The organism is Bacillus sp. NEAU-CP5 (assembly GCF_026420705.1).
GTDB classification, from domain to species: domain Bacteria; phylum Bacillota; class Bacilli; order Bacillales; family Bacillaceae; genus Bacillus; species Bacillus velezensis.
Genome location: NZ_JAPMOV010000005.1, coordinates 292,310 through 304,457 on the forward strand (window position 1 = coordinate 292,310; position 12,148 = coordinate 304,457).

The 12,148-nt window shown below is 48.5% G+C and carries 16 protein-coding genes; 10 read left to right on the forward strand and 6 right to left on the reverse strand.

Annotated features, from left to right (window positions below):
- Nucleotides 1–93: 93 nt before the first annotated feature.
- From mprF to OTK50_RS16745, 3 genes are all read left to right on the forward strand, one after another.
- A complete protein-coding gene (gene mprF / locus OTK50_RS16735; protein ID WP_088461363.1) occupies nt 94–2,664 on the forward strand; it encodes a bifunctional lysylphosphatidylglycerol flippase/synthetase MprF in 2,571 nt (856 codons plus the stop codon).
- A 72-nt stretch (nt 2,665–2,736) separates the two neighbouring features.
- Nucleotides 2,737–3,621, forward strand: a complete 885-nt coding sequence (locus OTK50_RS16740; RefSeq protein WP_224224121.1) for a PhzF family phenazine biosynthesis isomerase — start codon at nt 2,737–2,739, stop codon at nt 3,619–3,621.
- Nucleotides 3,622–3,697: 76 nt separating this feature from the next.
- Nucleotides 3,698–4,282, forward strand: a complete 585-nt coding sequence (locus OTK50_RS16745; protein WP_007408549.1) for a nitroreductase — start codon at nt 3,698–3,700, stop codon at nt 4,280–4,282.
- 39 nt (nt 4,283–4,321) lie between these two features.
- Here OTK50_RS16745 and OTK50_RS16750 read toward each other — a convergent pair whose 3' ends face one another.
- The 3 genes from OTK50_RS16750 to OTK50_RS16760 all read right to left on the reverse strand — a co-directional run bounded on the left by OTK50_RS16750 (nt 4,322) and on the right by OTK50_RS16760 (nt 5,651).
- Entirely contained in the window at nt 4,322–4,513 is a 192-nt protein-coding gene (locus tag OTK50_RS16750) for a YfhD family protein (protein ID WP_003155508.1), read from the reverse strand.
- Nucleotides 4,514–4,583: 70 nt separating this feature from the next.
- Nucleotides 4,584–4,694: a YfhE family protein gene (locus OTK50_RS16755; RefSeq protein WP_003155504.1), complete on the reverse strand. Its 111-nt coding sequence runs from the start codon at nt 4,692–4,694 to the stop codon at nt 4,584–4,586.
- Between the two features lie 57 nt (nt 4,695–4,751).
- Nucleotides 4,752–5,651 (reverse strand): TIGR01777 family oxidoreductase, encoded by a 900-nt coding sequence (locus OTK50_RS16760; protein ID WP_038457356.1) that lies wholly within the window; start codon nt 5,649–5,651, stop codon nt 4,752–4,754.
- A 91-nt stretch (nt 5,652–5,742) separates the two neighbouring features.
- On the opposite strand from OTK50_RS16760, the gene recX reads away from it, so the two are divergent.
- The 3 genes from recX (at nt 5,743) to OTK50_RS16775 (ending at nt 8,193) form a co-directional block, all read left to right on the forward strand.
- Nucleotides 5,743–6,534, forward strand: coding sequence for a recombination regulator RecX (recX, locus tag OTK50_RS16765; protein ID WP_029325989.1), 792 nt, complete (start codon nt 5,743–5,745; stop codon nt 6,532–6,534).
- Between the two features lie 6 nt (nt 6,535–6,540).
- Nucleotides 6,541–6,855 (forward strand): YfhH family protein, encoded by a 315-nt coding sequence (locus tag OTK50_RS16770; protein ID WP_007408553.1) that lies wholly within the window; start codon nt 6,541–6,543, stop codon nt 6,853–6,855.
- A 144-nt stretch (nt 6,856–6,999) separates the two neighbouring features.
- Nucleotides 7,000–8,193, forward strand: a complete 1,194-nt coding sequence (locus OTK50_RS16775; protein WP_025284446.1) for an MFS transporter — start codon at nt 7,000–7,002, stop codon at nt 8,191–8,193.
- Between the two features lie 39 nt (nt 8,194–8,232).
- Here OTK50_RS16775 and OTK50_RS16780 read toward each other — a convergent pair whose 3' ends face one another.
- From OTK50_RS16780 to OTK50_RS16790, 3 genes are all read right to left on the reverse strand, one after another.
- On the reverse strand, nt 8,233–8,622 hold the full coding sequence (locus OTK50_RS16780; RefSeq protein WP_266121969.1) for a DUF2606 family protein: 390 nt from the start codon (nt 8,620–8,622) through the stop codon (nt 8,233–8,235).
- Nucleotides 8,585–9,496 (reverse strand): trypsin-like serine peptidase, encoded by a 912-nt coding sequence (locus OTK50_RS16785; RefSeq protein ID WP_224224123.1) that lies wholly within the window; start codon nt 9,494–9,496, stop codon nt 8,585–8,587. The genes OTK50_RS16780 and OTK50_RS16785 overlap by 38 nt, the downstream gene beginning before the upstream one ends.
- 144 nt (nt 9,497–9,640) lie before the next feature.
- Nucleotides 9,641–9,793 (reverse strand): small, acid-soluble spore protein K, encoded by a 153-nt coding sequence (locus tag OTK50_RS16790; RefSeq protein ID WP_003155495.1) that lies wholly within the window; start codon nt 9,791–9,793, stop codon nt 9,641–9,643.
- Nucleotides 9,794–9,916: 123 nt separating this feature from the next.
- On the opposite strand from OTK50_RS16790, the gene OTK50_RS16795 reads away from it, so the two are divergent.
- The 4 genes from OTK50_RS16795 (at nt 9,917) to OTK50_RS16810 (ending at nt 12,120) form a co-directional block, all read left to right on the forward strand.
- Entirely contained in the window at nt 9,917–10,186 is a 270-nt protein-coding gene (locus OTK50_RS16795) for a YfhJ family protein (protein WP_003155492.1), read from the forward strand.
- 132 nt (nt 10,187–10,318) lie between these two features.
- Nucleotides 10,319–10,846, forward strand: a complete 528-nt coding sequence (locus OTK50_RS16800) for an SH3 domain-containing protein (RefSeq protein WP_015417063.1) — start codon at nt 10,319–10,321, stop codon at nt 10,844–10,846.
- An 85-nt stretch (nt 10,847–10,931) separates the two neighbouring features.
- Nucleotides 10,932–11,267, forward strand: coding sequence for an SdpI family protein (locus OTK50_RS16805; protein ID WP_053285204.1), 336 nt, complete (start codon nt 10,932–10,934; stop codon nt 11,265–11,267).
- Nucleotides 11,260–12,120 carry an alpha/beta fold hydrolase gene (locus OTK50_RS16810; RefSeq protein ID WP_239033856.1) on the forward strand — a complete coding sequence of 287 codons (861 nt, stop codon included), beginning with the start codon at nt 11,260–11,262 and terminating at the stop codon, nt 12,118–12,120. Before OTK50_RS16805 ends, OTK50_RS16810 begins: the two co-directional genes overlap by 8 nt.
- The last annotated feature ends 28 nt before the right edge of the window (nt 12,121–12,148 follow it).

The window sequence follows — 12,148 nt, forward strand, 5'->3', positions numbered from 1 at the left end:
TTTGTTTGAATGTGAGGTGGTAGTGTATAATATGTTGGAGATTATTGGGGGAATTATAATAAATAAGCTATTTTATGATGATTGGAGAGAACATTGCTGACTAAAAAGAATGCCTTATCGATATTAAAAGTATTATTTCCTATTGCAGTTTTGCTTTTAGTCATTTATCAGTCCAAAAAGGAATTGACAGACCTTTCTTTTAAAAGAACGCTGTACATTATTAACGGGATTGAGCGTTACGATTTATTTATTCTCGTTCTGCTCGGCCTTCTTGCCGTCAGCGCGATGTCCTTTTATGACTTTGTGCTGAAACGGACGCTTCGCCTCAACATTCCGAATTGGAAAGTATTCAGGGTCTCTTTTATCGCCAATTCCTTTAACAATGTCCTTGGATTCGGCGGTCTGGCGGGCGTCGGGCTGCGGACGATGCTTTACAAAGAACATACGAATGACGTAAAACGCCTCGTCGCAGGCATCGCCTGGCTTACGTCCTCAGCACTGCTCGGGCTGTCCGTCTTCAGTATCCTGACCATCGCCCGGGTTCTGCCGGTTGGAGAGATTACGGGCGAGAAACCGTGGCTGTGGGCTGTTATCGCCGGAGTGGCGCTTATTGTGCCGGCAGCCTTAATTGCCGCTGGGATCAACAATAAAAAAGCTGGCGCAGAAGACGGTGAAGCAAAACCGAGGCATCCGGTTTTTTCTTACATCGGGGCATCGTTTGCCGAATGGTTTGCGGCGGCCGTCGTCATGTATTATTCCCTGTATGTCATGGGGATTCAAGCGGATGTCCGCCATGTATTCGGTGTATTTGCCATTGCCGCTATCGGGGGAATCATCAGCCTTGTGCCGGGAGGATTCGGTTCGTTTGACCTTCTGTTTCTGCTCGGCATGCAGAATATGGGCTTTCCCCAGGAGGCGGTTGTGACATCCATCGTCATCTATCGGATTGTGTATTCATTTATTCCGTTTGTGTTCGGGCTGTTCTTTGCGGCCGGCGACTTAACGGAAAATACGCTTAAACGGCTGGAATCAAATCCGAAGATGGCTCCTGCTGTGGAAACGACGAACGTGCTTCTCGTATTCCAGCGCGCCATCTTAGTCAGGGTGCTTTACGGTTCGCTGTCGCTTTTGGTTTTCGTGTCGGGAGTCGTTGTGCTTGCGTCCGTCGCCCTGCCGATCGACAGGGAGACGGTCATTCCGCACATTCCGCGCCCGGCGCTCCTTGCGTTTAACGCGTTATCGCTAAGCGCGGCTTTGATTCTATTAATTTTGCCGATTGAATTATACAAACGGACGAAACGTTCTTATTCAATGGCGGTTGCCGCGCTGGTCGGCGGTTTTGTGTTCAGTTTCTTAAAAGGAATGAACATCAGCGCGATCTTTATTCTGCCTGTCGTCATCGTATTGCTTGTGCTGTTAAAGCGGCAGTTTATCAGAGAGCAGGCATCGTATACGCTCGGCCAGATGATTTTTGCGGCCGCTCTGTTTATTATCGCCTTGTTTAACTACAATCTCATTGCCGGCTTTATTTGGGATAAAATGAATCGGCTCCTGCGCCACGACTATTTCGTCCATAACAATTCGCACATTACATATGCCACGATGACGGCCATTATTGTTGTGCCGCTGTTTTTCCTTTTGTTTACGGTCTTTTATCATAAAAGATCGAAGCCGATCGGAGAAGAGGCCGATCCTGAACGGCTGAAGTCCTTTTTGGCGGAAGAAGGCGGAAACGCGCTCAGCCATCTCGGCTTTCTCGGGGATAAGCGGTTTTATTTCTCAAGCGACGGCAAAGCGCTTTTATTGTTCAGCCAGATTTCCAGAAGGCTTGTCGTGCTCGGTGATCCGTCAGGACAGAGAGACTCTTTTCCGCTTGTGATTGAGGAATTTCTGAATGAAGCGCATAAGCAGGGGCTGAGTGTCATGTTTTATCAGATCGAACGTGAAGATCTGGCGCTGTACCATGACTTCGGCTATAACTTCTTCAAGCTTGGAGAAGAAGCGTTCGTGGATATGGAGGCCTTTACGCTCTCAGGTAAGAAAAAAGCGGGGCTGCGGGCGATTAACAACAAATTTGACCGAGAAGGCTACACATTTCATGTCGGGGAACCGCCGTTTTCCTCCGAGTTTATCGCCAAGCTGAAAGACATTTCGGACGAATGGCTCGGTCCGAAAAAAGAGAAAGGTTTTTCTCTCGGTTTCTTCGACCGGGATTATCTGGAACAGGCGCCGATTGCTTACGTGAAAGACGCGGAAGGGGAGATCATCGCTTTTGCCAACCTGATGCCGATGTATCAGGAAGGCGAGATATCCGTCGACTTGATGCGTTATCGGAAAAGCGCGCCGAACGGTATTATGGACGCGCTTTTCATCCGTCTGTTTCTCTGGGCGCAGGAAAAAGGCTATACCACCTTCAATATGGGCATGGCGCCTTTGTCAAACGTAGGTACGGCTTTTACATCTTTCTGGTCGGAAAGAATCGCGGCCGTCATCTTCAACAACGTCCGGTATATGTACAGCTTCAGCGGGCTGCGGGCCTTTAAAGAAAAATACAAACCGGAGTGGCGCGGGAAATACTTGGCATACCGCAAAAACAGATCGCTGTCCGTCACGATGATCCTCGTCACCCGCCTGATCGGAAAAACCAAAAAAAGACGCCGTTAAAAGGCGTCTTTTTTTTAATTTCACTCTGTTATACTGAATAACATGATCATAAGGTGAAAGGAAGGCTGATGAATGAAACAGGCAACCGTGTTTAAATATGAAGCGTTTTCCAATATTCCGGATTTGGGAAATCCCGCGGGAATCGTCTTTAACGGAGATGATTATTCAGATGAAGAGATGCAGATGATCGCCGAAATGGCAGGGTACAATGAAACCTCATTTCTCTGTAAAAGCGGAGAAGCCGATCTGCGCATCCGCTATTTTACACCCGGCCACGAAATGAATTTATGCGGACATGCTACCGTCGCCTCTCTTTACGCATTAATTGAAAAGGGAAGGCTTCAGGCTGATCAGACATATCAAATTGAAACAAAAGCCGGCATTCTTCCCGCAAAAGCCGCTGAACGAAACGGCCGGGTATACATCACACTCGAACAGGCTCCCCCGCAATTTCTGCCGTTTACGGGCGACAAAGAAAAGCTTGCGGCCTCGCTCGGGATTACGGCTGATGATTTTCACAGCGAGCTGCCGATTGTTTACGGATCAACGGGGATCTGGACACTGATTGTTCCGCTGAGATCCCTTAAAGCATCACGGAATATGGTGCCGGACAACGCACAATTCCCCGCTGTTTTGCGCGATCTTCCGAAAGCGAGCGTTCATCCCTTTTCTTTGGAAACCGTTCATTCGGAAAGTGATCTGCACGGACGCCATTTTTCTTCCCCTTTCTCCGGTACGACCGAAGATCCCGTCACGGGAACCGCTTCAGGCGTCATGGCGGCCTATATGCGGCAATACGGAGGCTCCGAAGCCGAATGCTTGACGATTGAACAAGGCCAGGAAATCGGGAAAGACGGAAAAGTGGAAATCTGGATTACAGAAGATAACGAAAAGATGAACATTAAGATGACGGGAACGGCCGTGTATGCCGAAACAATCAATTTTCAGCTTCCGTAACGGTTTACAAAAGCCGGTCGTATCCGTTATATTATAAATGATAATCATTTTCATTTGGATAGGAAGGTGAATCGGCATGCCGAAAACCGAACAATTACAGCAAAACGAGAGTCTTGCACATACAATCAGAAACAGAAGATCCATCCGGTCGTTTAAACCAGAAACAGTACCTTCTGAAGTCATATTAGATATGCTTGAAACGGCCGTTTACGCACCGAACCACAGACTGACGGAGCCATGGCGTTTTATCTACGCAGCAAGCGAAGCGGGAAAAGCAAAGCTTGCGGACAGCTACGTCTCATTTTTCAAAAAGATAAAAGATGATTTCAACGAGGAAAAAGAGCGGAACATGAGAAAAAACCTCAGCGCCGTTCCGGGATTTTTACTGGTCGTCTTAAAAGAAGATGAAAATGAATTTACGAGAAACGATGATTTCGCGGCGCTGAGCGGCATGATTCAAAACCTTCAGCTTCTCGCACATGAAAACGGCATCGGCATGGTCTGGAAGAGCGGCCGCATCATGTATGACAAACAGGTGCACCAAGACTTCGGCCTTGCTGACAATGAGCGCTTTGCCGCCATCATTCAAACGGGCTATCCGGATGAACAGCCTAAGGCGAAAGAACGGACGCCGGCAAAAAGCCTGTTTACCGAACTGTAAAAAAAATCCCCGTCTCTATACAGAGGCGGGGATTTCGTATTAGCGGGTTTTGCTTTTAGCTCTGTTGTCAGCGGCTTTCATCCGCGCCTGCGCTTCACGGTCAGCGGAATCAGCAAGCTCGCTTGAATATTCCTCATATGTGCCGTCTGTTTCGCGTTTCAAAGCATCCGGAACTTGAGGAAGTTTTTGTTTGTTTTTATCACGGTTTTTGTGAGTATGATTTCTGCCCATATCAATCGCCCCCTGAAAAAAGTGATATCAAACAAACATAGTATCTGCCCGGTCCTGATCTTTATTCAGTTTATTTCCGTTTGGCTGCTCTTTCCGCTTTTTTGAATTCACCGGAATAAAGGACTTCCTGCATTTTTTTCAGATTGGCTCCCTGCTGATGTTTTTCGCGCTTCTTTTCCATAAAAGAAGACCCTCCTTCAAAACAGAATACCAATAGGATTGGCTTTTATTTCCGTTTTTATGCAGATAAGAGATCCTTTAAAGCCAAATCAAGTTCTTCATACGTAAATTGAAAACCGGATGTCAGCGCCTGCTTAGGCAGGGCGCGCTGGCCTTTTACGATCAGCAGGCTCATTTCTCCCAAGGCCTTCTCCAGAAAAAGTTCCGGTACGGGAATCCAATGGGGGCGGTGCAGGACGCTTGCGATCATTTTTCCGAATTGCTTCATTTCTACGGGGTTCGGCGATGTCACATTCATGGGACCGGACAAGTCATCATGCTCCGCCGCATAAGCGATGAGTTCCGCGGCGTCATCCACATGAACCCATGACAGCCATTGCCGTCCAGAGCCGATGGTGCCGCCGGCTAACAGCTTATAAGGGAGAACCATGAGCGGCAGGGCGCCTTTTTCACCGAGCATCACCCCGAATCTGGCATATACCGTCCGGATGCCGAGCGCTTCAATTTTCTGGCCTTCACGTTCCCACATATGAGCCGTATGACTGAGAAAGTCTTCATTTGACGTATCTGACTGTTCGGTGAACGTTTTTTCTGTGCTTGTGCCGTAAATGCCGACGGCGCTGGCCTGAATCAAAGCCCGGGGTTTTTTCGGCTGCTGCTTCATAATCCGTCTGACTTCTCTCGTCGCTTCTATTCTGCTTGAGATGATTTGTTCCTTCGTTGTGTCCGTCCAGCGGTCAAAGATGGATTTGCCGGCGAGGTTCACCCATACATCAATAGGGGGAAGCTCGCGCTCAGGCGCCGCGTTTTCGGCCAGCCATTGAACATATGTCACATTTTTTTGTTCGGTTTCTCTCTGTTTTCTTGATAAAATATAGACATGATGTCCCCGGCGGGTAAACACACCTGTCAGATGCCGGCCCAGAAAACCAGTGCCGCCTGTCATCGCGATATTCATATCCATCTCTCCTTACACGTTGATATATATACTGTACCTCATTTGCCAAAAAGAAAAACGCCTGAACATCGGGGCGGGAAAGGAGACCGGGATGCCGTTTATTACAAAAATATCGACCCAAAAGAAAAATACCGAGCGCTTCAACATCTTTCTTGATGAGAAATATGCATTCAGCGTCGACGCCGACGTGCTTGTGCGTTATGACCTGAAAAAAGGGAAAGAACTGGACGAGCTTGACATTCTTGAAATCCAGTACGGCGATGACGTGAAAAAAGCCTTTAACCGCGCCGTGGAATTTTTATCATACCGGATGCGCTCTGAAAAAGAAGTCCGGGATCATCTGAAGAAAAAAGAAACACCGGACATGGTCATTTCTGAAGTCATCCATAAACTGTACGATTACCGCTACTTAAATGACAAAGAATTTGCCGAAGCCTATGCGAGCACCCACAAAAAAACAAACGGCAAAGGCCCTGACGTCCTGTTCCGCGAGCTGAAAGCGAAAGGAATAGACGACGATACCATCAAGGAGACGCTCAGCGCGTTTACATTTGATGAGCAGATACAAGAAGCGCTGAAACATATCGGCAAAATCCTGAAAAAAGACAAAAAGCTGTCCACAAAAGAGATCAGACAGCGGGCGCAGATGCAGCTTCAGCGAAAAGGTTTCCCTTTCGACGTCATCAATGCCGCTCTGGAGCAAACAGAGTATGAAAATGATGATGAAGCCGAGATGGAAGCTCTGAAGGCTCATGCGGAAAAAGCGATCAGGAAATACCGCTATGACGGCAGCTATGAAAGCGGAATGAAGGTCAAACAGTACTTATTCAGAAAAGGATTCTCGATTGACGATATTGATCAATTCTTGCAGGAAGAGGAGTAAACTGAAATGGACAAACGATACAGTCAAATGACGCCTCATGAACTACAGACAGAAATTGCGGGACTGACGGAAAAAGCGCGAAAAGCGGAACAGATGGGCATTGTAAATGAACTGGCCGTGCTTGAACGGAAAATTACAATGGCCAAAGCTTACATGCTGAACCCGGAAGACTTTCGGCCCGGCGGGGTGTATCAGATAGAAGGTTCTGATGACACTTTCCGCATTGATTACATCAACGGCGTATTCGCCTGGGGACACAGATCTTCCCCGTCTGACGGGGAAGAAGCACTGCCGATTTCCGTTTTAAAAGAAAAAAAATAACAAAAGAGGCCGGTTCCGGCCTCTTTTTCTTTTCGAGCACATTCGTTTCAACCTTTCAGTAAAAAATGATTGAATTCATTTTTGATATCTTTTAAGATGGAATTCGTTGTTTTTTAAATAAAAAGGAGGCGATTTGCGTTGAATATCAAAATGAAACAGCCATCTGTGAAATTAATGATTTTTGTTTTAATGATCTGCACATTTTCCATCGGGTATACGGAATATGCTGTCATGGGTATTCTGACGTCGATTGCCGATGACTTTCATATACATGTATCTTCAGCGGGCATGCTTGTTACGGCGTACGCGGCAAGCGTCTGCCTGACGGGCCCGATCGTAACCATTATCGCGGTTAAGCTGCCGAGAAAACCGGTGCTGCTAGGGTTGATGGGCATCTTCGTCCTTGCCAACCTGATGAGCGTCTTTGCGCCGAACTTCGCCGTGCTGGCGATTTCCAGAATTTTATCCGCATCCATCCACGGAGCTTTTTTTGCGATCGCCATGGTGTTTGCGAGTGAAATGGTGCCGCCTGAAAAACGTTCCGCCGCCGCAGCTTCCATGAACGGCGGATTAACCGTGGCGCTGATGCTCGGCGTCCCGTTCGGCTCATATTTAGGGGATGCCCTTAACTGGCGGGCCGTCTTTTTCATTATTTCCGTTTTAGGCATGATCGGGCTGATCGGACTGATGCTGGTCGTACCGAACCGGAAACCGAAAGTGATTCCGATGCTGATGAATGAATGGAGTGTCTTTAAGCATAAACAAGTGATTTTTTCCTTTGCGATCACCATTCTCGGCTACTCAGGCGTATTTATCGCTTACACGTTTATTGAGCCGATTTTAAGAGATTCAGCGGGGTTCGGCACAGTCGGCATTACAGGCGCATTATTTGCCTACGGTCTCGGCGGAGTGGCGGGAAATTTCTTCGCGGGCAAAGTGCCGCTCAAACTGCTGACACGCACGATGATCGGTGTGATGATCGGCTTGATCGGCGTCTTGGCGATTTTTCCTTATATCGCCGTTTTTCCAGCCGCCGCGGTTTCAGCGACATTTTTATTCGGCGCATGTGCGTTCGGCACGCCGCCGCTTTTGCAGACCAAGGTTATTTCTTCCTCTGAAAACGGCACGACAATCGCCGCTGCGGTGAGCGTTTCCGCTTTTAACCTGGCAAACGCGCTCGGCGCCTGGATCGGCGGATTGATTCTGGGGGGAACGGGATCTTACTCATGGCTGTTTGCCGGCGGTGCGCTGATGACGGCTCTCGGCCTTGTGCTTTCCACGTTCGCTCATCTGTCTGAGAAGAAAGATGTTTATGAATACCAAGTGCATAAAGGATAACAAAAAGCTTGCAGGGGATATTCCGCCTGCAAGCTTTTTTCAGTGTTTCAATGTAATGCTGATCACCGTATGTTTATCACTCTCAGCTAAGGAAATATTACGGGTTTCCGGTACTCCGTCTTTTTCAAAAACGACGGCATAGCTTCCTTTCACGCCGCTTTTCCATGCAATCTCGCCGTGGTGATCAGTCTTGCCTATTATCTCTCCGCGGTCTATATTCGGCTGATGATCTGACTCCGCCGCTTTCATCACGGTGACCGTCACACCGGCCGCCGGTGAACCGTCTGCATCCTCAACATGGAGCGTAACGGGCAGTGCTTTTTTGGCGGCGGAATCATCCGCTTTGCCGCATCCGCATAAAACGGCCGCCGCGAGAAAGAAAACAAAAGCTTTATTGATTTGACCAATATTGAATGTTGTCGAATACACTGTTTGTCACCCTTGTTCCCAGATTGTAAGACGACCCGCCGTTTGTATGAATGGCAATGGCGGTCTGGCCGGTGTCGCTGTAATTGCGGTAAACGGGCGATCCGCTCTGGCAGCCGAACGTATCTGTCGTGTAGGTGAGTTTATATGTCTCGGCAGAACGTATCGGCTTGCTGTCCGACCACATGGAACCGGACACTTTGTCGCACGGATATCCTGTCACGGTTGAGGAAAGCCCGGCCGGACTGGAACTGTTGGTCGTCCGGTAGCCGTACCAGCCGACAGTATCCCCAGGCGACCCGTTTACTTTGATTGCGCCGTAGTCATAGTTTGTGTCACCGTTTTCTGTCCACCCTTTGACACTGTAGAATGTCTTTCCTGAATAAGAGCCGTACGGGTACGATGATCCGTTGCGGCCGGGAGCTGCCGTAATTTTCGATGCCCAGCCGTTTTTCTGATCATACACGCAATGTCCCGCCGTAACGATCGTGTCGGCATTGACAAAAAAACCGGTGCATCCGTAGGTGCTTGTGCTGGCGCTGTATGTAACGGTCAGCTGTGCTGTCGCGCGATATGGAAATGATGTTGTAGGAGAAATTCTGATTCGTTCGTCTGTCCCAATAATACTGGAAGGCTTTAATGACTTGATGTCAGCTTTGCTGTTTTGTGCAAGCTGTCTTTTGGTGAGGCCCGTTCCTTCATAAGCGGGGGATGTCTGTGTTGTTTGTACAGGCTGATTCAGATTGGCGTCAAACTCCTCACCGCTGTTTGATACAGATGTCTGCGGGCTGCCCGCTGCTTCAGCTGAAACAGCAAATAATGAAACTGACAGTAAGAATGCGGTAAGGCTCAGCAATCGTTTTGAAACTGTCTTCATTTTATAAAACCCCTCCTTTTTTGTCTACCGGCTTTCGGTTGAACATTTAACATATTATGGAATTTATTTAGCGTTATGACCGCAAAAGGATGTTTTTTTCCGCAAAAAAAAGACCGGGTCATTCCCGGTCTCTTACGGTGTGTGTTATCGTCTGCCTGAAGCTCTCATGCGCTCTTGCGGGTGCGAATTAATTGAACCGTCCGCACGTTTAGAAGCGTAGTCATCCTTTGCCCGCGGTTCGCCTTCAAACTTATTATTGTTCTGATTAGGAAATCCTTTTGCCTTGTTCCGGACCATTTGTTTTCCCCCTCGGCCAATATCAAAAGGTTGCGCCTTCTGGACTGAAGACGTAAAGTTAGTATATGCCTGTGACAAGCTGCGTAAAAGCAGCAGGTTTTCCCAAGGAAAGGAGACAGAGACATGAATACATATATCGACAAACTGACGAATTTGCTGCTTGAGAAAAATGACATGCTCAGCTATTTGCAAGCGCGAACTTGGGTTGAGCTTTTATGGGGAGATTTCGAAGCGACTTACGCAAAAGCCGGCCGCCCATATCAAGGAGAGCAAATGACGGAACGCGTCGTCAAGGAATGGATCGAATCATACGGCAGCAAGCTCCATATGTTCCAGAGCGTTCGGGAAGACGTTTCTCATTATTTGGATCAAAGCAGGGGTCTCCTGCATTAACATAGCAGTGCGCCCGCCGGATACAAGTCCGGCGGTTTTTTCTTTTGATAAAAGAAATGGGAAAATCATGTTTGACGACCCGCGGAATGTGGAAATGTGTAATAACTTATAAAATAGCGGGGAGGAACCACAATGAACATGAAAAAGGGGTTAACCGCATTTATTCCGGCCGCAGGACTTTGCTTATTTTTAGCCGCAGGCACCGTTTTTTTTGATCCGGCAGCGAATGCCGCAGCAGTTCACCAGACAAAAATAGACACCGCAGCAGATACATATATCGTGAAAGCAGGAGAACTTAACGTCCGCAAAGAACCAAATAAACAAGGGTCGATTATCGGCACGCTTCGTTCAGAGGATTCCGTAAAGGTTAAACGGCTTCAAGGAGCAGATTGGGCTGAGATTGACTACAAAGGTCACAAAGCCTATATCTCCACGCATTTTCTGATGAAGCAGCCGGTGAAGGCGGTGACCGCAAAACAAACCGCCTTTTATACGCCGACTTTGGAAACCGGCAAAAAAGGGTCCGTTAAAGCGGGTGAAACCGTCAATGTGCTCGGCTGGGGGTTCAGCCATGACGGAGGGTTTGACCGTAAATGGGCGTACGTCACATACGGCGGGAAAGCAGGTTATGTGAAAACGGCCGACTTAACTCAAAAATAAAGATTCAGGCAGGCGAATGAGCCTGCTTTTTTTCTGAAACCTTCCGCCTTTCCTTTCGTAAAAGATGAAAAGGAGAGTGAGGGATATGATAATGGTGATCGGCGGCCTTCTGATGGCTGCGGCCGGCATTTCAGTCACATTTTTTCCGCCGAAGTCGATCAACAGCCTGTACGGATATCGGACGAAGCGCTCTATGGCGGATGAGTCGCAGTGGAGAGAAGGCAATCGATTCAGTGCGCTCCTCATGATTTTGTTCGGCCTTATATCGGCGGCAGCTGGATTTGCGGGCAGCCTGCTTATCCGGCTGACTCAGCCGTTCGCCCTGATCGTTCAGGCCGTATTGTTGATTGCGATCAGCGTACTGATCATCGTCTTAACAGAAAGAAGATTGAAACAAACGGGGAGGAGAATCGATGAATGACATTACGTTTCACATGATCGAAACAAACGGAGTGACGCTGCACACGGCTTCAGCCGGTCCGAAAGACGGTCCTTTGGCGGTGCTGCTGCACGGGTTTCCGGAATTCTGGTACGGCTGGAAGGGTCAGATCAAACCGCTGGCGGATGCCGGATACCATGTTGTCGTGCCTGATCAGCGCGGCTATAATCTCAGTGACAAACCGGAGGGCATTGAAAACTATACCATTGATACGCTCAGAGACGACATTATCGGTCTGATCACTCATTTTACAGATGACAAAGCCGTCGTCATCGGACACGATTGGGGAGGAGCCGTGGCCTGGCATTTGGCATCCACGCGGCCGCAATACGTAGAAAAATTGATCACGGTCAATATCCCGCACCCGGCGGTTATGCGGAAGGTCACACCGTTCTACCCGCCGCAGTGGAAGAAAAGCTCTTATATCGCTTTCTTTCAGCTTCCGGAAAAGCCGGAACGGAGATTGTCTGAAGACAATTACCGCGTATTGGATCACGCGATCGGCTTATCCGAACGCCCGGCGCTTTTTTCACGGGAAGATATCGACAGCTACAAACAGGCATGGGGCAGAAAAGGAGCGCTCACGGCGATGCTGAACTGGTACCGGGCGATCAGAGCCGGCGGTTTAGGCCCTACCGTTCCGCTGAAAATGCCCGTTCCGTACCGATTAATATGGGGCGTCAATGACCGCGCGCTGAGCAAAAAGCTCGCCAAGGAAACAAAACGGATGATTCCAAACGGCGACTTAATCTTTATAGACGATGCCTCACATTGGGTCATTCACGAAAAACCGCGCATCGTCAGCCATTTGATTCATGAATACCTTCAGCAATAAAGTCTGTCCCGCGTACAGACTTTTTCTT